Consider the following 23012-nt stretch of genomic DNA (forward strand, 5'->3'; position numbering starts at 1 on the left):
TAGTGCAATAAAACCTGTAACAGCAAATATGGCAGGAACCAATAATGAATAAGATGATCGAGCTTCAATCATTAAACGATACACTCCGAAAAGACAAAGAACAAGGCTACTGATTAGTCCAATAACTACTTTCGCCTTTTTATTGATGTTAAACACCTCCAAAAATTAGAAGTAACAATATTACAAATATAATGATAACATTTCTGCCGCTGTCCTACCAGTAAATTACAATAACAAATATTTTCGGTGTGGCAAAAGTCTTTCACATTTAATCTTCCATCTTTTTCTTCTGCATTTACCGCTATTTCTCCCAGCGCAATCTCAATGATTCCACCTTGCTTTCATGAATACTAACTGATAAAATGCACCAAGAACCATCGATGATGATAGAAAGGAAGACAAATGGTGAAAAAAAGAATAGCCTTATACGGGATCATTTCGCTTACATTACTGCTTTTTTTATTTGGCACATATAAATTAATGAATGCAAGAACATACCAGTTATTTGGAGGATTAACCAGTCACGTAGAAACAAACCAAAAAGCAGTTGCGCTAACTTTTGATGACGGGCCGACAAAAAATGTTGAAAAAATATTGCCCCTTTTAGATAAATACCATGCGAAGGCTACCTTTTTTGTGACTGGAAAGGAACTGAAGAAAAATCCAAAACTCGGAAAAAAGATAGCGGAGTCTGGACATCAAATCGGAAATCATACATATTCTCATCAACGAATGATTTTCAAAAAACCTTCTTTTATCAAGCAGGAAATTGAAATGACCAACCAATTAATCCGGAAGACAGGTTACAAAGGGAAAATAGACTTCCGCCCGCCTTATGGAAAAAAACTGATTGGCTTACCCTATTATTTGAAAAAACATCATATCGAAACCATAACATGGGGCCTTGAGCCCGACACCTATTACTCTTCGGTTTTGGACAAAGTGAACTATGTTAACAAACATGTAAAACCGGGGGCTATCATTTTGTTGCATCCAATGTATGATAATACTGGCAATGAACTAAAAACGATTGAAGGGATATTAGATTCTCTTTCAAAAAAAGGCTATCAATTTGTCACGGTAAACAAACTACAGAAGTTACATCATCAGTAATGATAGGTATTGTTTCAAAAAGTAGAAACTGTTACTAGCTTGCACGCATTTTCTTCCGCCATTTCCCCTTCCTCTCCGGCGTGAAAATGGTGAAGCACGATGATGTCAGACGTGTATTCTCATGTAACGCTTAACATGCACGAACAAGCATGGCGGCAACATATGCATCACCCTAAGAAATCACGCTTCATGCCAGAGTAGCGCCCCTTTTTCCTAACAAACGATCGATTGTTATTCATTGTTATTTATCATCCGAGACATCAAGCATCCACTTATCCCCCATTTTCAGCAGTCAAGAGTGATACATAAAAAAGCGGGAGCCATCCCGCTTTTTTTGGTGGCCGCCAAATTCTCCATTATCTCCTCTCATGAAGCTTCATTCCCTCGCATCATCCCGCATAAACTCTTTCCAGCAGCGTGGAGAGCAACAAACATCCATCTTCACGAGCTGCACCATGATTTTTTTAGTAAACAAGCGAGATCATAAAATTATCATTTGTTTAGGTGGTTTCATGCCTGCCGTCGGATACCGGTGATTTGACGACGGGCCATTTCTCCTTCCGCAATGCGTTTATCAGCTCCGGTCCTGCATGCAAGTGGTCCTGTACCAGCTCTTTTGGAGTCAGCGCCATCCACTGGTTCAGCGACACGTCGGCGTAACGGTCACTCTTGAATATTTCAAAAAACCATAGGCTTTGGTCACCGGTGTTCTGGATATAGTGACCGTAGGCGCGCGGTACATATCCTACATCACCGGCCCGATAATTGAAAGTCCTGGCCGTGCCATTCGCCGCGAACACAGTCATGCGCGCCATGCCCGTGAGATAATACTGCCACTCATCGCTATTCGGATGCCAGTGCATTTCCCTCATCCCGCCCGGCTTGACTTCTACCAGCGCCGCCGCAATCGTAATCGAAACAGGGAAGTTGGTGGAATCAACGATGCGTACCGTCCCGCCCGGAGTTACGATCGGCTCCTGTGCGAGCAGCCGATGCGTGAAACTCTTTGGCACAGTACCGTAAGGATCCGGTACATGATGGCTTTTCAGCGGGCCGGGCACCTTTGCTTGGAAAATGTATCGTTGTTTTGTAGGAATGTGGGCAAAGACGCTTTCCGGTACACCGAAATTCGCGGCTAGCACGTCCTTTGGTGTGTGCGCAAACCAGTCAGTAATAGTGAAGGTATCGAACTCAGAGAAGCTGCCGTCGTCGAAGACGAGCAGAAATTCACAGCCTTCCTCCAGTCCTTGAATCGAGTGTGGAATTCCAGCGGGAAAGTACCACAAATCCCCCGCGCTGACATCGGCTATAAAGTTCCGCCCGTCCTGGTCGACTGCAGTGATGCGTGCACGCCCCAAAATCATGTAGGCCCATTCTGCTTGCTTATGCCAATGCAACTCGCGCACGCCGCCTGGCGTCAGCCGCATGTTTACCCCCGCAAGAGCGGTTGCGATCGGCAGCTCTCTAACCGTTACTTCCCGCGACCAACCACCGTGATTTAACTGCATATGGGTATCGGAAAAAGAGAACTTTAAATTGGGGATCGTTCCGGCATCAGTGGCTGGTGGAACTAGCATATCGGGATTCTCCAGATCCCTCATAACATCTCGAGGACCGAAATCGGTCGCGCCGGCGCCATCATCCCTTATCGGCTGCGGCACATTTTCGTACGGAGCTGGATGACTCGGGCGTTTTTTCATTCAGATATACTCCCTTCACTAATATTATTGAATAAAAAATTGTGTATTGTCATATAACAGAAATTTATGAGGAAGATTTTAAAAATATATCAATTCCTGTAAAAACGCCCTGGCTCTTTGAATGAAAGCCGGGAGATCAGCGGAAAAATCGGATAATGATGAGGATTGGTGCGTCGGATGGAGATTTGTGAATGGCTAAATGCTTATCCCGTTATTCGTTGAACGGCGGCTCCCATGATTGATGATGCAGCTTAAAACTCGGCACTGGTTAGCACGATGAAAAAGCGGAAACTTTACTTCACCTTCTTGCTTTTATGGACAAAGCAGAGGGTGTAGAGTTACACCCAGTTAAGCAGAATACCGCTTAACGAAAAATAATGTTTTAATAAATTAAATCATAACCTGCCTCACCAAAAATCTGAATATTTTCTGAAGCAAATAAAAAGCCCTTCTCGGATGGAGACAGGGCTTTTAAACTGACAGCACCCTCTAAATCGAGTGCTATTATGTTGTTCCTCATTTAATTTATGGAATGATCACGATTCTTTTCCCATGAAAATCGGTGCGTTTCCACACACTTTCAATCTCTTTAAGCGGGACTGTTTCAATGTCCATACTCAGCTTTCCTTCCTTTATCCACTCCCACACCTGATTGGTGGCTTCATTGATCGCCTCAGGTGCCCAACCAGTAGCTGCTCCGTAAATCTCAAGTCCCGAGGTTCGCAATGTATCCGCGGAAAGCGAGATGGTCGATCCTGCCTTCTCTCCAATTTGTACAAGCCGCACCCTCCGCGACGCCGGAACAAGTTCATGAGGAACGAACGTTTTGAGCAGTATTTCCGTCGGACGCCCCCACAAAAAATCAAGGATGACATCATAACCTTCTCCCGCTTCCTTTTTAAATGAATCTGCAAGCTCCTCATCGGACTGTTTAAGATCGATGACAGCATCCGCGCCCAGCTCCAAAACCCGTTTCAGCGACTCCGGATTGCGTCCAGTCCCAACGACCCGCCCTGCGCCTAACAACTTGGCGATCTGGACGGCCAGTTTGCCGGATACTCCCGTCGCCCCATTGATCAGAACCGTTTCGCCTTGTTGAAGCTTAGCCCCCCATTTCAAATGTCAAAGTAGAATAGAGATTCTTCGATTGCTGAGCCAAAAGCAGTCTTGAAGATGAAACTGTCGAGGAGAGAAATACGATGGCATTAAGAAAGGAACAAATTATAGAAGAAGCTCTGCAATTGCTCAATGAAAGTGGCCTTGAGGGCGTAACACTGCGAAAACTGGCGAAAAGGCTGGGAGTTCAAGCTCCGGCTTTATATTGGCATTTTAACAATAAAGCCGCTTTGGTTAACGAAATGGCCGAAGCGATTTTGCAGACGGAATTTGCGGACTTACAGCCGCGAGGTGATGGTGAGCCTTGGCAAGATTGGCTGATCCGCACTCTTAACCGTTTGCGTAAAGCCATGCTCTCATATACCGATGGTGGGCGCGTTGTCGCGGGTGCCCATTTATCATTGACGATGGCTAAAATATCCGAAGTGGCTATCCAATCACTTCATAGTGCCGGCATCAGCCTTCGGGAAGCCCGCTTAATCGTTTTGGCCGCGACCCATTACACTTTCGGGTATGTGATCGAGGAGCAAACCACTCTACCTTCACCTGAGGAAATTAAAGACTTTGATTTCGAACAGTTTAAAAAGGAACATCCGTTGATGGTTCAAAGCATAGAAGAATATTTTTCTTCAGGCCGAACCGTTGACGATCTTTTTAATGATGGTTTGAAGATTATAGTTGGTGTTTAGAACTATTTAAAACAAATAAATCCCTGCCTAAATGACAGGGATTTATTTGTTTTAATTGGCTTAAAGACGGCCGGGCATACCAACGGCTATTATATCTCATATGGACGATATTTTTTAATTCCTTCTGCAGCTGCTCCAATAAACTTTCCTTTTTTCATCGTTTTATTGGCTTTCGCTTTTCTAAAATTATTCATGCAGGAAGGCGCTGACGTGCAACGTTTTCCGCTTCTTTTTCTGGCCAAACATGTAAATGCCATTTTAAAATCTGCTTGCTGCTAAAATGGATCAGGAATCAGAGAAACAGCAAAGAAGTCAAAAGGATTAAAGCATTCCCCATTTCCGTTCGTATTCCACTCTTAATATATAATCATCCTTGTTGAAACCGTGGCTGGACAAAACATCAAGCGCTTCGTTAAAATCATACGTATCTGTTTCCATTATAATTTTGTCCTTTTTGCCATAAACAATCCAATGATCGTGTGCTTCCTGCAAAAGATCCATCATGCTGGCGATCTTCTCCAAATGAGCCGATAAAAAAGCATGGAGTTCTCTGACGGAGCGGGAATTCATTTGGCGAATATGGCGCAACTTTTTTAAAGGCATTGCATGACGAGGAAAAATCTCAAAAATAAAGCAAATTTTTTGCTTGCAAGTCCATTGATTCTTCTTCATCCTCACTTCCTCCGCCACATTCATGTTTACCTTAAGGAAAGAGGGCCTGTGCAGAGGCGCACTTTCCACAGACCCTTTCTTTCATAAGTATTACAGATTTGCCCAGTAAGAGCCCAAGAGAAGAATGGACAGAATGTATCCTAAAACCACGTTTACCGCAACCCCTGAGCTGAATGCGACAAAAGGTTTCCAACCAACCGATGTCAATTGTTTGAAGCGGGTTGTCAATCCAATCGATAAAAAGCAAAAAGTAAAAGCCCATGTCCGCAATTCTTTAATCGGCGCCACAATATCCGCATTAATCGCATCGGTGCTGGCTGTTGAAACGCTGGCGAGAATGATGGTCACAATGGCTGAAGCGGCAAAAAAGCCAAGCACAAACTTTGGAAACCGGCGCCATATTTCAGAGGCATCTGCTTTCGTTCCTTCTTCTTTCTTTTCCCACCGAGTGATAGAAATGAATGCAAGAATAAAGCACCACACCCCAATAAATATATCGCGGCCGATCACCTTCATCAGGGTAAACGCCGTGAGCGCTTTATCACCAAATGCACTGGCTGCCGTGATCCCTGCGGCATCGGCAAATTCCGATGTGCCGATCCACGCCCCTGCCGGTCCTGCCGGTATTTTGAGCCATTTTATCATAAATGTAAGAGCAAAAATCATGACAATCGCCCAAATCACAACAAGTGATATCGAAACAGAAACGTGCTCTTTCTTCGCTTTTACGGAGCTACCGACAGCGATCGAAGCGGAGACACCGCATATAGAACCTCCTGCCCCCAATGTAGCTGCAAATCGTTTATCCAAACCTAGCTTGGAGCCGACGAAGTAAATAGTGGCAAAGGTAACGACAGCTATGATCGTCGCCTGAAGAATGGCGACAGGTCCCGCTTTGACAATGAGCGTAAAAGGAAGTGTCGCACCAAGAAGCACAATGCCTACTTTCACATAAAGCTCTGTCCGCAATGCTGCTTCAAACCAGTCAGGAATCGGAATAATATTGCTTATAACAAGCCCTATCGCAAGGGCAATGAGCGGTGCTTCCAAAGTATATCGTTGCGCCCATTCCCATGAACTAAAAATATTGATCAATATACTAAGTATAAATAAAACGATAAATCCAGAAACAAATTGACTAACTTTAACACGCAAAAAGAATACAGCAATCGAAAATAAAATGGAGAAAGTGATAAATAAGAGAACAATGGATCCAAAATGATGGCTTAATGCATCCGTTAAAGTATGAATGTCCCCCCATTTAGGAATTTGTGCCGTAAGCACTTTAATCGAATGGCCTGCCGACCAAAGGACTACGGCCAAAATGACAAGAAAGAGGCCGATCCATACCGCCCACCAATCTTCTTTGCGAATGAATTCCGCCCATCCGCTTTGGATAGCCGGCAATGCTCTTTCATCAGATAAGTTCGTTTTATGCATCCATTAACACCCCCTTATCAATTTGGAAAAGGTTTCATTGCACATTACACTAAAGTAAATTTTATTATACCCATTTGTTTACTAGGATTAAATGTGATAAAAAATGTTGCGCCACCGTCTCACCCCCGTTTTCTTTGCTCAATAAAGAATAAGTGCCTGTCATGTGAACTTTGAAACAAACATATGCTTTTTTGAAGTGAAGTATAACACGTTCGCACATTAAAATCAACATAAAATTCAGAATAAATAAAAGATATATGGCATTGTCTTACAGGATTCTTCTTTTCTCACTTTCGATTGAGTATATTGACATAAATAAACATTGCCATCGTCCCTAACACGATGATGATTGCAAATATATACCCTGTGAATGAACCAATATATTCAAGAGTAAATGGAAAAATAAAGACAAGTATGCCAACGAATATAGAAAACATGCCCATTGCTTTTGCTAATTTTTCTTTATCACCTTCAAAAGTTTCCTCATCATAACCTGCTATAAGGAATAATTTCTTTTTTGTCCAAATTAAATACCCCAGTAAAATCATCAATAAACTAGCAATGCTACAAATAATCACCCCAAGATACCTTGTATCCCCCCAAAAAGCAACTTACATTGTTCTTATCCACTGATAAATCTATAACAAGATATAACAAATTTTTCTGAAAATATCAATAAGTGAATAATAACCCTTTTCTATTCGCGTAAAACATAGGAAAAGAGAGAATACAGATTCGGGTCAATGATAACCGCGAAAACCTTTCACGCGAGAAAACAGCAAAAAAGGCCCTATCCCGCATCGTTAGCGAATACCGCCGTTACATTGGAATATGAGTAAAAGCTTGGGCCGATGACGACACACCACCTACTCCGCCTGAATAAAAAGAAATTGGGGCAGATTAGCTTATGTTAAAATGCTACCGTGCTAGGCAGAAATGAAAGAAAATGTTCATGCGGTTGCAAAGCGGTTTGCTTCCTCCCCGGCGGCCATAACAAACGAAATGGAATTCCCTCGCGAACAAAATGAAATCGCCGTTGGCAAAAATTAGAGGCCATTTCCAATGAAAATTTCATGGCTAACGTGGGCGCCAGGCGAAAAGCCAAAAAGCCGCATCCCTGATGCAGAAGGGATTACGGCTATGTGTTTGATTATGACGGAGCGTGATTAACGAAGATTGAACCCTTTTCCTTCTACAAATTCTTTCATATACGTGCGCACAGGGCTGCTGAGCATGTTGGCCATCTGCCCTGTCCATGTATCGCGGCGTTTGCCGTTTGTCCGCTGCTCGTAATACGCGGAAACAATATCATTATATTGTTTCAGCTGTGCTTCGAATTTAGTGCGGTCTTGCTCATATGTTTCTTCATGGTATATGTGTTCAAACGGCAGGCGCGGTTTTTTGTCAGGCTGCTGTGCCGGGTAACCGACGGCAAGCCCGAAAAGCGGAATGACCCGTTTCGGCACTTTCAACAGTTTGCACACTTCCGGCAAATTGTTGCGCAATCCGCCGATATAGCAAATGCCAAGCCCCATTGATTCAGCGGCGATCGCTGCGTTTTGTGCCGCCAATGCCGCATCAATGAGCGCGACCATAAATTTTTCCGTGCTTTCCAGCGATGGCAGCACATCTTGCTGTTCCATTTCCCCGATCACTTCATGGCGGTGAAAATCGGCGCAAAACACGAAGAAATGCCCGTTATGTTCGACATAAGACTGGTTTCCCGCTAATCCCGCAAGCTTTCGTTTCGTCTCTTTATCCTTCACGCCAATGATCGAATATGCTTGCACAAAACTTGATGTCGACGCCGCTTGCGCGCATTCGACGATCGTGCGAATTTGCTCGTCCGTTAACGGGCGGTCTTCAAATTTCCGGATGGAACGGTGCTGCAAAATCGTTTCAATGACTGCATTCATCATACATGCCCCCCTATTTGTTATAAATCACTTTGCTTTTTATAATACCAAAAAATAGTTGACTCTTCCCAAGTTGCTTATTTATCATCGCCATTATCCACCATGTGTTCTTCACCGTGTTCCACGTAGTGTTTAAGCATCGCCATTTTGTTATCCCAAAATCGCTCATAAAAGGACAGCCATTCCTTTAATTCCAACAGCGGAGTCGGTTCAAGGCGGTATCGCGTTTCCCTGCCGACTTTTCTTTCCTTCACAAGCCCGGCATCCGCCAAAATCCGCAAATGTTTCGATACAGCTGTTCGGCTGATGGGAAAATGGCGGCTGATGGCGGTAACAGGCATTTCCTTATCAGCCAACAATCGCAGTAGCGTGCGCCGGGTAGGATCAGCGATGGCCTGGAAGACATCATGCTTTTGCGATAAAGCAGCCATATACTATACTACTCCTCGACATACGCTCCCAAAGATTGGCAAAGCTTGGCCCATCCCTGATCCATTCGATTGCGCACAATCGTATGCGACTCGCCGAATTCCGTCACCTTATTCGCCTCCCAGCCGGAGTGGATAAGCGTAAATTCTGTTTGCTGCTTATTCAGCTCTTTCAGCACAAAAGTAACCGTCCAATCTTTCCCCCAGCGAAAAGACAGGCGGTGAGGCGGCTCGACTTCAATTACTTTACACGGAGACATCCCAAAAGGCCCAGCATTTAAATGAAACTCATAGCCGACAACCGGCTGAAGATCATTCGGCATAAACCAAGCTGCGAGCCCCTCTGAAGTGGAAACAGTCTTCCAAACTTTTTGAATCGGCGCTTGAAAAACCATTGTATGGCAAATCTGCGGCAACATGCCGTTTGCTGCGTTTTTTTCTGCTGTCATTGTTTTAACCTCCACATTTTCATTACGAAACTTTTCGGTTTCATTTCAATTATATGAAACCATTTGGTTTCATGTCAATCATCGATGACAAGCTTATTGCTTCCCTTCCCCCCCAATGTTGCAACATCTCCTAACAACCAAATTGGCAATAAAAAAGAGGTAGACAACAAAATTTGCCGCTACCTCCCGCAAGCCCGAACAGCCTGCTTGCTAATCACATCTTATTTGTCAGCGACCTTTTTATAAACGGCATAAGAATATACTATCGGCACGATGGTGATACAGGCGATCGAAGCAATGAGAAGCGCAGCGCGAATGGAGGATGGAGCAAAGGGAGATACGGCGATAATGATTCCGCCAATGAAAAATACTTTGCCGCCAAACCGGTGCGTGCGCGCCCACACCGCTTCGTCCGCCAGCGTCCACGGCGTGCGGATGCCCATGAAATAATTCGCTTTAACTTTTGGCATATAATTTCCAAGAATGACAAACAGCAGGCCTAACCCTATATTCACAATCCAATCCATATTGACATCATAGCCAAGACCGCTAAAAATAATGGCGAGATGAATACAAACGAAAAACGTTAACGATGCATTCACAAAAATGCGATACGCGCCGGCAAATTTTTCATAATTCTCTTTACGCGGATCAATTTTCGCCACTCCAATCAATATCCCATAAATCCATATCAAGAGAATCGGGCCAAATAAAACGGCGAAAAGCTTTGATGAATAGCCATCCACTTCCCCCGAAAAGTTCCAATGAGTCGGAACTTCCGCCGGCAGCCGCGGATACGCCCATAAGGAAAGCCCTGCACTAATGATGAGCAACAAGAGAAAATACCAATGCTTTTTCATTCCTTTTCCCCCTTCCCTTCCTGCAAAGATAAAAGCCATGCTAGCACATCTTGCAGCACTGTCGTGTTGATAGAGTAGTAGATGTACTGCCCTTTTTTTTCGGCGTGCACTAAATCCGCCTGCTTTAACAAATTCAGATGATGGGAAATGCTTGGTTTGGAAATGCGGAAATGATCAGCGATTTCTCCTGCGGTTAAATCTTTGTTTTTTAACAGGTTGAGGATGTCTCTTCTCGTCGGATCCGCCAGCGCTTTATAAACATGATTCATTTTCATACTATGTTCACCATCATTATTTTGTTATTTAGAAAATTACCTAACTATTTAATTATAGAATACGAAATATTTTCATTTTTGTCAATAATATACCAAAATAAAAACGTTTGGCCATATCGTTAATCGGAAAAAGCGTCCCGTTTCGGAACGCTTTTTATCGCCATTATTCCGTAAATTTTCCTTCTTGGTAATCGCGGATCGCCTGGCGAATTTCCTCTTGCGTGTTCATTACAAATGGTCCATAAGCGACAACCGGCTCGTTGATCGGCTCGCCAGCATAAAGGAGGACGCGCAGTTTTTCTTTAGCGGTGACGGTAAGCTCACTTTCCGGTTCGTTTTCGGCGCGGCTTAAAAACAACACTTGCCCCGCTTTTCCTTCCGTGGCATCGGCGCCGAATGTTCCGCTCCCTTCAAGAATGTACAGAAAGCCGTTGTAACTTCCTGGAAGATCTTGTACGACACTTGCTCCCGGATCTAAGATCATTTCGACCATTGTCACTGGCACATGGTTGAGCGTTGGTGCTTTTACCCCTTGCGACGATCCGGAAAACACGCGGATCAGCGCCCCATCTTCTTGGCGGACCGGCATGTCTTCTGCCTTTAAATTTTGATAGCGCGGTTCCGCCATTTTTTGCGCGCTCGGCAAATTAATCCATAGCTGCAAACTATGCACTGTCGTGCCGCGAACCGGATCTTCCTTATGAATGACGCCTTTGCCTGCTGTCATCCATTGCACGTCCCCCGGCCCTAATGTTCCGTGGCCGGCTTTGCTATCAAAATGTTCGAGCTGCCCGTCTATGACATACGTAACCGTTTCAATTCCGCGATGCGGATGAAAGTCAAACGTTCCTCTTTCGAAAATATCCTCCATTAACAATAAAAACGGATCGTATTCTTCCCAATTTCCAGGCTCTAACACTTGGCCGCTGCGGTGAATTGGGCTGTTTGTCTCGATTTGCACTGTTTTCACGCGGCGGATGCGACGCTGCACCGGCATCTTGTTCTCCCCCTTATCTGTCGTAAACAAATTCATTTGTATCGTACTCCAACAGAGCTGATAATTGCAAACGATTTATTTCGCCACCTCTAACGGGATTATTATTTAGTTATTTCGTTTGCCGCTTCTTCTCATGCGTTTTGCCCTTTGGAACCGTCCAGCGAAATTCTTTTTGAAAACAAAAGCTCAGGGCACAGCAAGCGCTCCCTTTCTGCCATCCGTGTGTTTTTACTGCATCTTCCACGATAATTTGCTTCTTTTCTTGCCAATATAATTTATAGAAAAAAATATTTTACTTTACAAAAGTAAGTTTGTTACATTATTATATTAATGTTCAAACGTTATGTTACACGTATTGCCGTTCGCATAGTGTTTGACAAACGCAATAAATTCATCGCAATGAAAGGAGAAAAAAACATGGCCAAACTATTGTACATTACGGCAAATCCAAAACGGGAAGAAGAATCTTACAGCTTATCCGTCGGCAGAGCGTTTCTGAACGCTTATAAACAGCAAAACCCGCAAGATGAAATTATCGAATTAGACCTTTACCGCACCGATATCCCTTATATCGATGCCGACGTGTTGAACGGCTGGGGCAAATTACAGCAAGGACAATCATTTGACCAATTAAGTGCAGAGGAAAAACAAAAAATAAGCCGCATTAACGAACTAACCGATCAATTCATCAGCGCGGATAAATATGTGTTTGTCACACCAATGTGGAACTTTAGTTTTCCACCGAAAATGAAAGCATATATTGATACAATTTGCATCGCAGGAAAAACGTTCCGTTACACTGAAAATGGTTCAGTAGGGCTATTAACAGGAAGAAAAGCAGTGCACATTCAAGCGCGCGGCGGAATTTATTCAGAAGGGCCAACGAAAGAAGTAGAATTTGGCGACCGTTATTTACGGGCAGTGCTTGGCTTTATCGGCATTACTGACGTTCAATCCGTTATCGTTGAAGGAATGGCGCAATTCCCGAATGAAGCCGAATCCATTAAGGAAAACGCGATCAAGCGCGCAGAACAAGTAGCGAAAAACTTTTAATGAGAGTAATTTTGGCCTGTTCCGTTAATCGGGACAGGCCATTTTGCTGAAGTCATCAACACCGTGTAACAAGAAACAGGCAAAACATTGTCTTTCAGGCGCTCCGAGTTCACTGTGCCTTAAGAAGTTTTCACACTCATCAAAGCGCAGCCTCATTTTCCATAAAAACTAAAAAGCTTGCCGATGTGCATCGGCAAGCTTGCGTTTCCATTCATCACATTATCCATAGGTAATCTTATATAATGGCGGAGGAGGAGGGATTCGAACCCCCGCGGGCTGTGACACCCCTATCGGTTTTCGAAACCGACCCCTTCAGCCGGACTTGGGTACTCCTCCAATTCAATGATGGAGCCTATCGGATTCGAACCGACGACCTCCTGCGTGCGGGGCAGGCGCTCTCCCAGCTGAGCTAAGGCCCCATCACGAATGATCGGGAAGACAGGATTTGAACCTGCGACCTCATGGACCCGAACCATGTGCTCTACCAAGCTGAGCTACTTCCCGATAGCCTGCCGCAACCGATCGCTTTGCTCTTTCGCTTGCGGCAATTATTATTCTAACGAAAAAAATAAAAAAGTCAATAGATTTATCATCTTTTTTTTCGTTCACTCTTAAATTCATTTATTTTTTATTATTAGCAAAATAAAAAATATTCTCTACTGCGACTATGTTTGGCAAAAGAAGGACGAAACCTTTAAACCATGCTGATTGGTTTCGCCCCTTTCTTTTTTTAATTTTAATATACATCGCGCTTCGTAAATACTATAAACGCAATGACAAGCGCCGCAAGCCCCCATGCCGCTAACACCGCCATGGAAAAACCGAGCGTCATTCCATTGATTGGCGGCGCCGTTCCATTGATGTAATCCGTAAGGCGAAGATTGACCATAAACAAGTATTTCGCCGATTCCCATGAGGACACCATATTGGACAAAATCGCTCCGGAAATCAACGCAGCAAGCATAATTCCCATCACCGCGGCGGTGCTGCGCATCAACACAGAAAGCATGAACGTCAATGTTCCAACGACAATCGAAACAAACCAGGCAAGCCCCAATTCGATTAACACATATTTCCATTGAGGGAGCAAATGAACCCCTTCCGTATTTAACTCTTCCCCATTAATGGTGAAACCGGTGAGCAATGGCAGCCGCCATCCTTGATACCCGAATACCATTCCTGAAATCACATAAGAAAGTATGGCCACCGTCAGCAAAATAAACGAAATCGCCAAAAAAAGAGCTATGTATTTGCTTAGCAAAACCGTTCCCCTTTTCACCGGCCTTGTCAGCAAAAGCTTGATCGTTCCGCCGCTTGCTTCTGAGGATACCAAATCGGCGGCAACGACCATGACTAAAAGCGGGAGAAACAAATCGATCGCATTTTCGATAAACATGCGCATAAACGTCGGCGCGCCAGGGGCAGATGGGTTGATGTCATGTTCCAAATAGTATTGCTGCTGTTGAAGGCGGATTTGCAAATATTTCCGCCATTCCTCCGAAATGCTGCTCGAACTAAGCCGGTTTTGCGCGTCGATAATTTGCTGTTGGAGCTGTGTCCGCCAATCACTCGTCCCTAAACGTTCTTGCAGCTCCTTGACTTGTTTAAATTGTGCATATGTAAACAGGGAAACAAGCACGGCGACAATCGCGGCAATGACGAACAGGCGCTTTTTGCGGACAATTTTTAACATTTCGTTGTAGACGAGGTTATTCAATTGTCTCTCCTCCTGTTAATTCGATAAACAAATCTTCGAGCGTCGGCAGTTTCGGCTGGATTTCATGAACGTCGATCCCTGCTTCGACAAGCTTTTTGTTCCAAACGGAAAGTTTGTTTGGTTCGTACGGAGTGATCAGCGTGTCCCCATCTGTTCGAACCATCGACGCTTCCGCCGCCAATACCGTTTTTGCCGCCTCCAGCGGCTCGGCTTTCCACACGACGCGCGCTTGCTCCTTTAATAAATGTTCCACTGTATCAATCCGAAGCATTGCCCCTTTCGCCATAATCGCCACACGGTCGCACATCAGCTGAATTTCGCTTAATAAATGGGAAGACACTAAGACGCTTAATCCTTCCGTTTCCGCCAAAAACCGGATAAATTCACGCATTTCGCGGATGCCGACCGGATCAAGCCCGTTGGTCGGCTCGTCCAAAATCAACACTTTCGGCTTTCCCAACAGCGCCTGGGCTATGCCGAGACGCTGCCGCATCCCGAGCGAATACGTGCTAACGCGGTCATGAATGCGGTTTTGCAGCCCAACCAATTCGACCACTTCGTTTATTCGCTTTTTCGGGATATCTGGAACCATGCGCGCAAAATGTTCAAGATTTTCCCAGCCGCTTAAATACGGATACAGCTCGGGATTTTCAACGATGCAGCCAATATGGCGAATCGCTTTTGTAAACTGGCGCTCAAGATCATAGCCGCAGATGGAAATGCGTCCGGATGTCGGCTTGATGAGCCCGACAAGCATGCGGATCGTTGTCGTTTTTCCTGCGCCGTTCGGCCCCAAAAAACCGAACACTTCTCCTTCCTTCAGTTCAAAGGAAATCCCTTTAATAATTTCTCTGCGGCGAATCGTTTTGCGCAAATTTTCCACGATTAATGTCGCCTGCTTCGTCACTTTTCGTCCCCCTCTGTGAATGTAATCAAAGAAGCGACGCGTTCGCCAATCCGCTTGTAGCCTTCCTTATTCGGATGGAAATGATCGCTGTACAAATAATCATTAACATGAAGGGCAAACAAATCAAATGTCGGAACAGCGATAATATTGGAATAGCGAGCCGCTGTTTCTGCTGAAGCAAAATTCCACTGCCGTACGATCGCTGACGTTTGCTTCGCATCGGCGAGATCGCTAAATGGATTGTAAAGCCCGATGTAAAAAACGACGGCATCTTTGTTGATGCGGCGAATCGTTTGAAAAATGCGGTCTAAATTGCGCAAATACGAAGCTTTTGCTTGTTCAATCTGCTTTGGCGCAAGCTTCAGCGCTTCCCCACCTTGAAATAAATCATTGCCGCCGATCGTCATGACAATAATGTCGGCTAATTTCAACTGCCGCTCGATTTCGGCTTGTCCTAATTGCTGAAGAAGTCCGGCAGACCGCTGCCCTTTTATAGCCAAGTTTGTGACGCGAATCGGCTTCGCCGTTTTTTGGCGGAGCTGATCAACCATATAGCCGACATATCCTTTTCCGCTTTCATCTCCCGTTCCTCTTGTCAGCGAGTCGCCGAGGGCAACAATATAAATTCCACGGTTATCCGTTTTCTCCTCTTTTGGATATTTTGCCGTGCCTGCCGGCGGCGCTTTGGCGGCAAAAAATTGGTCTTGAATCGCCATGGCGAGGCCGCCAAGCCATAATATTCCTGCCAGCGCGGATACAATCGTGATGATGCCAACAATACCGCGGCGCATGCAATCATCCTTTCTTCTTTGCCTTTATTGTTTTATCATACAACATTTTTTTGGCATTGCCTAACGTATGGCTTTTTTTATAAAAAAACAGCTTGGCGATAGCACCAAGCCAATAACACAGACATTGCCGTGCAAACGGCATTCCCAACCTGATAACATATATTGGCATCTGACTTTCTACCCTTGGCTAATGGTCTTTTGCAAATAATCGACAATTCCTTGCGAACATACTTGCAGATCGATGCGGATGATATCGTGCGCTTCGGATGGCGCCAAAATGTTTTTTGCTTGCAAAAAGTCGTTGACCTCTTGATATAGCGCTTGAAACACCGCTTGCGCTTTTTCATGCATCGGCGCGCCGGATTGCTCCGCCATCACCTTTTCTCCCGCCTCGATAAACTTTGGAAGCCAAAAACGGAGCTGTTCGAACGCCGTGCGGGGGTTTTCAAGCATGCCAAAATGACCGAAATAAATGCGTTCAGGCTGAAGTTGTTCGAGACGTTCCGCTGATTGCAGCATCGCCTCTGGCCGGAACTGATTCGGAGAAGTGGACGGCAAGCAATATTCCAAGCCATTTTTTAGCAACTGCGGATAAAATACCCCGATTGTATCACCGGTAAAAACACCGCGGCTGAGCGAATCGTAAATCGCAAAATGATGGTTGGCATGGCCAGGCGTATCGAAAAACGTCAATGTGCGCTTGCTGCTGAGCGTTAACGTATCGCCATCTTCCTTCACGATAAGCCGATCCTCCGGAACAGGCAAAACAGGGGAAAACAATTTATCAAATTTCTCGCCATATACTGCTTTCGCCCCAGCGATTAACCGCGACGGATCCGCTAAATGCCGTTTTCCTTTCGGATGGACGACGACGCAAGCATTCGGGCACTTTTCCAGCAGCACTCCAACACCGCCAGCGTGATCCAAATGAATATGTGTCACAATAATATAACGGATATCCGCCGGATCGATATGAAGCGCTTCCAATCCCTTTAACAAATGCGGAATGGAAGGGCTTGGCCCCGTCTCAATAATGGCAATCTCTTCTTCATGAAACACATATGTACCGGTTCGCTGAGCAACCCCTAAATCATACAAATCAATCATGGAAATGCCATATCCTAAATCAACTGGTTTTTGCATAATGTCATCTCCCATTTTTATAATTTATTTTAATATTCTAACAAATAAACAAGAGAATCTCCACAAATAAACAAGACATAAACGACTTCAGATAATCCATCTTCCATCGTTTATGTCTTATATGATCCATCATTCACAGCATAACCCTCTATTTCCGCATATTGTTTTGCAATAAAGGAATGTCTTGATGTGCCGGATAAACAGGCTGTTTTCCCTCAAGCATCAATGATAGAACGATTATCTCATCTATCCATCTGTTTTCATGCGTTTATGACGCCAGATCATTAGATAACGACATTTTCCGGTAGTTGCGAATCGCCAGCCATATCGAAACCGCCCAACCAATCACGATGATGCTGTATACAGCTGAGTACCATTTGTCAGGAGCTTCCCATGCTTGCAGCAATGTGCGAGCATTAGTAAAAATGATTAATCCTCCGACTAATACCCCGAGCAAATGGGATGGCAGCTTGCGGACGAGCCACGCAGCGATTGGCGCAGCGATGATGCCTCCTAACATAAGCGTTCCTACCCAAAACCAATTGACTTGTTCCCAGCCTAATGAAATGACAAATCCAATGGTAGCGGATAAAGCAACAGCAAACTCCGATGTATCGACCGTCCCAACGACTTTTCTCGCTTCTATTCCTTTGTTGGCGAGAAGAACAGGAGTGGAAATCGGCCCCCATCCTCCACCGCCAGTCGCATCGAGAAAGCCGGCCACTAAACCAAGAGGGACAAGCTGCTTATTCGAAAATTTCCGCGGCGTTTGTTGTTCTTGCCTAGCAGAAAGGAATAAAAACCGGTACATAATGTAAAATCCAAGCGCCAATAAAAATAAAGAAACATATGGCTTAATGAGATCGCCTGGAAGATTGCTTAAAAAACAGGCGCCGACAAACGCACCAAGCGAACCGGGAACAATTAATTTAAGCACCATGTCGCGGTCGACATTTCCAAATTTAATATGAGATGCACCCGAAGCTGCGGTTGTGACCACTTCCGCTAAATGCACTGAAGCAGAAGCGACCGCAGGAGTAATTCCAAATGCAAGCAACAGCGTCGTTGATGTAACCCCATATGCCATTCCAAGTGAACCGTCAATAAGCTGTGCGATAAATCCGACAATTACGAATACGATTAACTTTTTCACTCCATTCTCCCTCCGTCTGAAACGATTGAATATTTTTATCAATTAATACATTAATGCCAAGTATTCATAGTTGTCAACTATGTATTATAAAAAAATAAAATAAGATTCAGAATCATCATCGGAATCTATGTTGCCTAAAGGTGGACCACTGAAACGATCCGGCGGCCGCAGTCATATATATCGCCTCACGCCAAAACATGGCTAGTCCCGCTTGGTGCTGATCGACATTTTCCGAAAAGCGCTCCCCATAACATGCAAGCCATCAAATCCGCGAACCATGTCAAAGGTGCAATCATCAACACAATCAGCGCTCATTCTTTCCGCGATATATCCAGACGCTCCGCCATTGTAACGCGTTGTAAAACTCCTTTGATGCTGACGATCGGCAAATCGCAGATGCCAAACCCCGGCATGTTTTTTGATTCGTCCAAATATGCCGCCTGATCATTTATCATCTTTGCTATGATGGCATTGATCTTATAAAAGAAGTTTGCATTTGGAGCCTTTTTCTAAACATTAAGCAAGAAAACGTTGCAATTGTATATTTATGCTTTTATATTAATAAAAACAGCCGCCGGTAAAAATGGCAACAACCTGTCGGCAGCGGGCATCATCCATGTGCGTCATTATCAAGCGAATGGCGAAGATCAGCGCCTTGGCGAACATTAGTTTGAAAGAAAACTTGATAATTTAAAAAACAAACGGTAATCGAAGAAATGGCGGCAACAACAAGAAGCGTGAACACAATAAAAATTTGATATTTCACCGCAGCGATCGGTTCTGCCCCCGCTAAAATCATTCCCGTCATCGTTCCAGGAATTTGCACAAGCCCCATTGTTTTTAAAGAATCGATCGTCGGAATCATTGCGATTTTGACCGCATACTGTTTTATATTGTCGCGGTTATCTTGCTTCATCGTTTCTAATACGACGCTCGCGGCGACCATCGCCGTTCCGGAAAACATGCCGGCAACGGGAATGATGTATCGCGCCTGAAACGGAATAATGCGGCAAATCAGCCATAACATAATCGGGACTCCGACAGAAACGATCATGCTGAAAAAAACGAGAAAAAACGTGCGTTTTCTGTCATTCCCCCGCCTTGAAACGTTGAATGAGGCGACCGCGACCATCAATAGCACATAACCAATGATGACATACCATTTTTCAAGCGAAAAAAGATAAGAGATGCAATATCCTAATACAAGGAGCTGAGCAAATCCGCGCAACGAAGACCAAATAATGTCTTTTTCCAGTTTTAATGACTGTCGGTAAGATATAAATACCGGCACAAGACAGCCATATGGCAAAAAGTGACGCATGACTGATTTCGTTCAATCAAAGCACCTTCTTTCTCATAGTAGCTAGTCTATATGCCGATGCCGCCATGATCCTGACGGAATAAGCGGAAGGTGGGCGGCTTTGCTTTTCGGGTATACATAAACATATCCTTCGAGCGGCTGTTCCAAATCTTTAATCCAAGCCCGTTCATACTCGTTATTTTGCCCGCCTTCTTCATACCCTTCAAGCTCATCCATCGCTTGCAGCCCTTCTTCCGTTACTGTCAGCCATTCGCCAATCACTTCTCCTTCTTCTTCCATCACAAGCGCGGGATATGCGCCGACATGATAAAGCCGGCCTTTCACTTTTCCCGGCTGGATATCGCGGATGTACGGCGCCGCAACATGATGGTTTTCCTCACCAACGAGCAGCGTTCCGTACACAAATACACGATGCAGCAGCGGTCTCATTTCTTTTCTCCTTCCGATGTTTACATAATAATATTATGGTTATTAATAAAATGGAAGATGATATCTAGCTATCTACTAATACGATACCGAAAAAACAAAAACAATGGAAGCCCTGCCTCTCATCCATCCTTGCAGCTCCGAAGCTGCGCCAGTGTGAATTTGTTTTTTCCGCAGAAACAGACCGCCGCAAAACAAAAGTGATATCGCCAAAAGCGATATCACTTTTATCTCCGGTATAAAAAGGAGCAGCCATACCGTCCCATAGCAATCAAAATGGTGCTTGCTTTATGCTAATCGATTGATGCAGAAATGTCAAGAGACTTTTATTCTTTCCACTTAATGCTGCAACCAATGCTCGGCTTTTGTTTTTCTGGCACCGGTTCGTTGTTTAATAATGCATCAAGAGCGGCGCGAATCGACTCGCCTGTAACTGGAATGCCGTTGTTTGGTCTGGAATCATCCAATTGTCCGCGGTAGACACATTTCAAGTCGCGGTCAAACACGTAAAAATCTGGAGTGCACGCCGCCTGATACGCTTTCGCCACCTCTTGTGTTTCATCAAATAAATATGGGAACGGATACCCTAATTCTTCCGCCACTTTTTTCATGTTTTCCGGCGAGTCTTCCGGATATTTTTCGACATCGTTCGAGTTAATCGCGACAAACGTCACTCCTTTTGGCTGATAATCGTTGGCAAGGCGGACGAGTTCATGCTGTACATGTTTGACAAACGGGCAATGGTTGCAAATAAACATGATCACCGTGGCAACATCCGATTTGACATCTTCCAAACGGACAGTTTTTCCATCAACCGCATTCACCAGTTCAAACGCTGGCGCTTTTTTTCCTAACGGGAACATGTTCGACTCGACTGCTGGCATATATCCACATCCTTTCCAAATCTATGTTTATTTTATTATATCAAAGCAACAAAGCGAATCACAAATCCCTCGCTTAATTGGATGAAAAGCGCACATGGCATCCGCGTCATTCGCGGCGCTCATCCGTGCATTCAGTGATATTTTAACAATAAAAAAATCTTTTCGCACCGTTAAAGCAAATGAATAGACATTTTTTTGAAATTGAAACATAATGAAAATACACTGTTTGATTGTTTCTTGAAAAAAATTCCCAAAGACCGATAGATACGAAAGGATGTTTTTTCATGCGCCTTAAATTAAGCGTTTTAGACCAATCACCGATCGCGGAAGGCATGACCGCGGAAGAAGCGTTAGCCAACACCGTCCGGCTCGCGCAATTTGTCGAAGAGCTCGGCTACGAGCGTTTTTGGGTATCGGAACATCACGATACAAACAACCTTGCCGGTTCGTCTCCGGAAGTGCTGCTTAGCCATATTGGCGCAAAAACATCGCGCATCCGCATCGGTTCCGGCGGAGTCATGCTTCCGCATTATAGCGCCTACAAAGTAGCAGAAAACTTTAAAGTGCTCGAAGGCCTTCATCCCGGCCGAGTCGATTTAGGCGTCGGAAGGGCGCCTGGCGGCATGCCGATCGCGACGATCGCCTTGCAAGAAGGAAAGCGAAGAGATATAGACCGTTATCCAGAGCAGATTGACGATTTGCTTGCTTATTTACATAACGATTTGCCAGAAAAGCATCCATTGCATGGACTAAAGGCGACACCAAACGTTCAGACAGCGCCTGATGTTTGGCTGCTCGGCTCGAGCTCGTCCACCGCGCTCCTTGCCGCACAAAAAGGGTTGCCGTACGTATTTGCCCAATTCATTAACGGCGAAGGCGGAGAATATTATACAAAATTGTACCGCGAACAGTTTGTTCCATCAAAATATTTGGATAAGCCGCGCAACATGGTCGCCGTGTTCGCCATTTGCGCCGAAACGGAAGAAAAAGCGGAATGGGTGGCATCAAGCCTTGATTTATCGCTGTTGATGCTTGAACAAGGCATGATATCCAACGGCACGCCAAGCCCGGAAAAAGCGATGGCTTACCCATACAGCCCGTTTGAGCGCAAACGGGTTATCGAAAACCGCAAACGGATGATTGTCGGCTCACCGAAACAAATCAAAGAACAGCTTTTCCGATTAAGCGAGGCATACGAAACCGACGAAATCATGTTAGTCACGATTACATATGATTTTCAAGATAAATTGACGTCATTCCAATTAATCGCTGAAGAATTATGGGGGTAGAGGAATAAATGAAAGTAATTTCCGTCAACATCGGCGCGCCGAAAACGGTGATGCTCGATGGAAAACCGTTCACAACGGGAATTTATAAAAAACCGGTGATGGAACCGCTCTTCGTAACAAAACACAACTTTGTCGGCGACGGACAAGCAGATTTAGTGCATCACGGCGGATATGACAAAGCGATTTGCGCCTATCCGTCCGAGCATTTTGCCGAATGGGAAAAACGGTACCACCGCCCGTTCTCCCCTGGTGCGTTCGGAGAAAACCTAACGTTAGAAGGACTTACAGAAGCACAAGCGTGCATCGGCGATATTTTTTCCGTCGGAACCGCCGTCATTCAACTTTCCCAGCCAAGGCAGCCTTGCTTTAAGCTCGCCAAACGGCACGGCCTTCCGGACCTTCCGCTGGCAGTGCAGCAAACAGGGCGAACCGGTTTTTATTTTCGGGTGTTGCAAGAAGGAATCATTCAACAAGGGGATAAGCTCACACTTGTTGAACGCAGCCAGACCCGGTTATCTGTACAATATGTCAACCACATTTACTATGTTGAAAAAACAGATGGCGAAGCAATGCAAAAAATCATCGCGGAACCAGCCTTGTCGGAAAGCTGGCGCAAAGCGTTTGCGGCAAGGCTTTCCGCCATCGCTGACAAATAAACGACTTGTACGCGCAT

General features: G+C 44.8%; 24 protein-coding genes and 3 tRNA genes. 5 read left to right on the forward strand and 22 right to left on the reverse strand.

What is annotated here, in order from left to right; all coding sequences use genetic code 11:
- Nucleotides 1–402: 402 nt before the first annotated feature.
- Nucleotides 403–1113 (forward strand): polysaccharide deacetylase family protein, encoded by a 711-nt coding sequence (locus AOT13_RS13605; RefSeq protein ID WP_097948920.1) that lies wholly within the window; start codon nt 403–405, stop codon nt 1111–1113.
- 500 nt (nt 1114–1613) lie between these two features.
- Here AOT13_RS13605 and AOT13_RS13610 read toward each other — a convergent pair whose 3' ends face one another.
- Together AOT13_RS13610 and AOT13_RS13615 are read right to left on the reverse strand one after the other, a co-directional pair.
- Nucleotides 1614–2813 (reverse strand): oxalate decarboxylase family bicupin, encoded by a 1200-nt coding sequence (locus AOT13_RS13610; protein WP_042385232.1) that lies wholly within the window; start codon nt 2811–2813, stop codon nt 1614–1616.
- Nucleotides 2814–3338: 525 nt separating this feature from the next.
- Nucleotides 3339–3932 carry a zinc-binding dehydrogenase gene (locus AOT13_RS13615; RefSeq protein WP_232511532.1) on the reverse strand — a complete coding sequence of 198 codons (594 nt, stop codon included), beginning with the start codon at nt 3930–3932 and terminating at the stop codon, nt 3339–3341.
- Between the two features lie 80 nt (nt 3933–4012).
- Here AOT13_RS13615 and AOT13_RS13620 point away from each other — a divergent pair, with 80 nt between their 5' ends.
- Nucleotides 4013–4618, forward strand: coding sequence for a TetR family transcriptional regulator (locus tag AOT13_RS13620; protein ID WP_003250212.1), 606 nt, complete (start codon nt 4013–4015; stop codon nt 4616–4618).
- Nucleotides 4619–4939: 321 nt separating this feature from the next.
- Here AOT13_RS13620 and AOT13_RS13625 read toward each other — a convergent pair whose 3' ends face one another.
- From AOT13_RS13625 to AOT13_RS13665, 9 genes are all read right to left on the reverse strand, one after another.
- Complete coding sequence (locus tag AOT13_RS13625) at nt 4940–5290, reverse strand: hypothetical protein (protein WP_013400744.1); 351 nt, start codon at nt 5288–5290, stop codon at nt 4940–4942.
- Nucleotides 5291–5380: 90 nt separating this feature from the next.
- Nucleotides 5381–6730 (reverse strand): YeiH family protein, encoded by a 1350-nt coding sequence (locus tag AOT13_RS13630; RefSeq protein WP_013400743.1) that lies wholly within the window; start codon nt 6728–6730, stop codon nt 5381–5383.
- A 287-nt stretch (nt 6731–7017) separates the two neighbouring features.
- Nucleotides 7018–7308, reverse strand: coding sequence for a DUF3784 domain-containing protein (locus AOT13_RS13635; protein WP_013400742.1), 291 nt, complete (start codon nt 7306–7308; stop codon nt 7018–7020).
- A 588-nt stretch (nt 7309–7896) separates the two neighbouring features.
- Nucleotides 7897–8646: an oxygen-insensitive NADPH nitroreductase gene (gene nfsA, locus AOT13_RS13640; protein ID WP_003250202.1), complete on the reverse strand. Its 750-nt coding sequence runs from the start codon at nt 8644–8646 to the stop codon at nt 7897–7899.
- 77 nt (nt 8647–8723) lie between these two features.
- Nucleotides 8724–9077: an ArsR/SmtB family transcription factor gene (locus tag AOT13_RS13645; RefSeq protein ID WP_003250200.1), complete on the reverse strand. Its 354-nt coding sequence runs from the start codon at nt 9075–9077 to the stop codon at nt 8724–8726.
- An 8-nt stretch (nt 9078–9085) separates the two neighbouring features.
- Nucleotides 9086–9523, reverse strand: a complete 438-nt coding sequence (locus AOT13_RS13650) for an SRPBCC family protein (protein ID WP_013400739.1) — start codon at nt 9521–9523, stop codon at nt 9086–9088.
- 221 nt (nt 9524–9744) lie between these two features.
- On the reverse strand, nt 9745–10383 hold the full coding sequence (locus AOT13_RS13655; protein WP_013400738.1) for an SdpI family protein: 639 nt from the start codon (nt 10381–10383) through the stop codon (nt 9745–9747).
- Complete coding sequence (locus AOT13_RS13660) at nt 10380–10652, reverse strand: autorepressor SdpR family transcription factor (RefSeq protein WP_173662713.1); 273 nt, start codon at nt 10650–10652, stop codon at nt 10380–10382. Before AOT13_RS13660 ends, AOT13_RS13655 begins: the two co-directional genes overlap by 4 nt.
- A 169-nt stretch (nt 10653–10821) precedes the next feature.
- Nucleotides 10822–11655, reverse strand: coding sequence for a pirin family protein (locus tag AOT13_RS13665; protein ID WP_013400736.1), 834 nt, complete (start codon nt 11653–11655; stop codon nt 10822–10824).
- 417 nt (nt 11656–12072) lie between these two features.
- On the opposite strand from AOT13_RS13665, the gene AOT13_RS13670 reads away from it, so the two are divergent.
- A complete protein-coding gene (locus AOT13_RS13670) occupies nt 12073–12708 on the forward strand; it encodes an FMN-dependent NADH-azoreductase (RefSeq protein ID WP_013400735.1) in 636 nt (211 codons plus the stop codon).
- A 243-nt stretch (nt 12709–12951) separates the two neighbouring features.
- On the opposite strand, the gene AOT13_RS13675 is transcribed toward AOT13_RS13670, so the two are convergent.
- The 11 genes from AOT13_RS13675 to AOT13_RS13725 all read right to left on the reverse strand — a co-directional run bounded on the left by AOT13_RS13675 (nt 12952) and on the right by AOT13_RS13725 (nt 21050).
- Nucleotides 12952–13044: transfer RNA gene (locus AOT13_RS13675), tRNA-Ser, on the reverse strand.
- A 10-nt stretch (nt 13045–13054) separates the two neighbouring features.
- A tRNA-Ala gene (locus AOT13_RS13680) sits at nt 13055–13127 on the reverse strand.
- An 11-nt stretch (nt 13128–13138) separates the two neighbouring features.
- Nucleotides 13139–13212 (reverse strand) — tRNA-Pro (locus tag AOT13_RS13685).
- Nucleotides 13213–13444: 232 nt separating this feature from the next.
- On the reverse strand, nt 13445–14425 hold the full coding sequence (locus tag AOT13_RS13690) for an ABC transporter permease (protein WP_013400734.1): 981 nt from the start codon (nt 14423–14425) through the stop codon (nt 13445–13447).
- On the reverse strand, nt 14418–15332 hold the full coding sequence (locus tag AOT13_RS13695) for an ABC transporter ATP-binding protein (protein WP_013400733.1): 915 nt from the start codon (nt 15330–15332) through the stop codon (nt 14418–14420). Before AOT13_RS13695 ends, AOT13_RS13690 begins: the two co-directional genes overlap by 8 nt.
- The gene (locus tag AOT13_RS13700) at nt 15329–16123 is read right to left on the reverse strand and encodes an SGNH/GDSL hydrolase family protein (RefSeq protein ID WP_013400732.1); all 795 of its coding nucleotides are present in this window, start codon (nt 16121–16123) and stop codon (nt 15329–15331) included. The genes AOT13_RS13695 and AOT13_RS13700 overlap by 4 nt, the downstream gene beginning before the upstream one ends.
- Nucleotides 16124–16300: 177 nt before the next feature.
- Nucleotides 16301–17266, reverse strand: coding sequence for an MBL fold metallo-hydrolase (locus tag AOT13_RS13705; RefSeq protein ID WP_013400731.1), 966 nt, complete (start codon nt 17264–17266; stop codon nt 16301–16303).
- A gap of 268 nt (nt 17267–17534) precedes the next feature.
- Entirely contained in the window at nt 17535–18419 is an 885-nt protein-coding gene (locus AOT13_RS13710) for a sulfite exporter TauE/SafE family protein (RefSeq protein ID WP_013400730.1), read from the reverse strand.
- A gap of 610 nt (nt 18420–19029) precedes the next feature.
- On the reverse strand, nt 19030–19740 hold the full coding sequence (locus AOT13_RS13715) for an ABC transporter permease (RefSeq protein WP_099421469.1): 711 nt from the start codon (nt 19738–19740) through the stop codon (nt 19030–19032).
- 42 nt (nt 19741–19782) lie between these two features.
- Entirely contained in the window at nt 19783–20169 is a 387-nt protein-coding gene (locus tag AOT13_RS13720) for a gamma-glutamylcyclotransferase family protein (protein WP_013400728.1), read from the reverse strand.
- Between the two features lie 323 nt (nt 20170–20492).
- The gene (locus AOT13_RS13725) at nt 20493–21050 is read right to left on the reverse strand and encodes a thioredoxin family protein (protein WP_003250179.1); all 558 of its coding nucleotides are present in this window, start codon (nt 21048–21050) and stop codon (nt 20493–20495) included.
- A gap of 284 nt (nt 21051–21334) precedes the next feature.
- Between AOT13_RS13725 and AOT13_RS13730 the strand changes: the two genes are divergently transcribed.
- Together AOT13_RS13730 and AOT13_RS13735 are read left to right on the forward strand one after the other, a co-directional pair.
- Nucleotides 21335–22339, forward strand: coding sequence for an LLM class flavin-dependent oxidoreductase (locus AOT13_RS13730; RefSeq protein WP_042385228.1), 1005 nt, complete (start codon nt 21335–21337; stop codon nt 22337–22339).
- An 8-nt stretch (nt 22340–22347) separates the two neighbouring features.
- Nucleotides 22348–22995: an MOSC domain-containing protein gene (locus AOT13_RS13735; protein WP_042385226.1), complete on the forward strand. Its 648-nt coding sequence runs from the start codon at nt 22348–22350 to the stop codon at nt 22993–22995.
- Nucleotides 22996–23012: the final 17 nt, after the last annotated feature.

Source organism: Parageobacillus thermoglucosidasius, from assembly GCF_001295365.1.
Lineage (GTDB): Bacteria > Bacillota > Bacilli > Bacillales > Anoxybacillaceae > Parageobacillus > Parageobacillus thermoglucosidasius.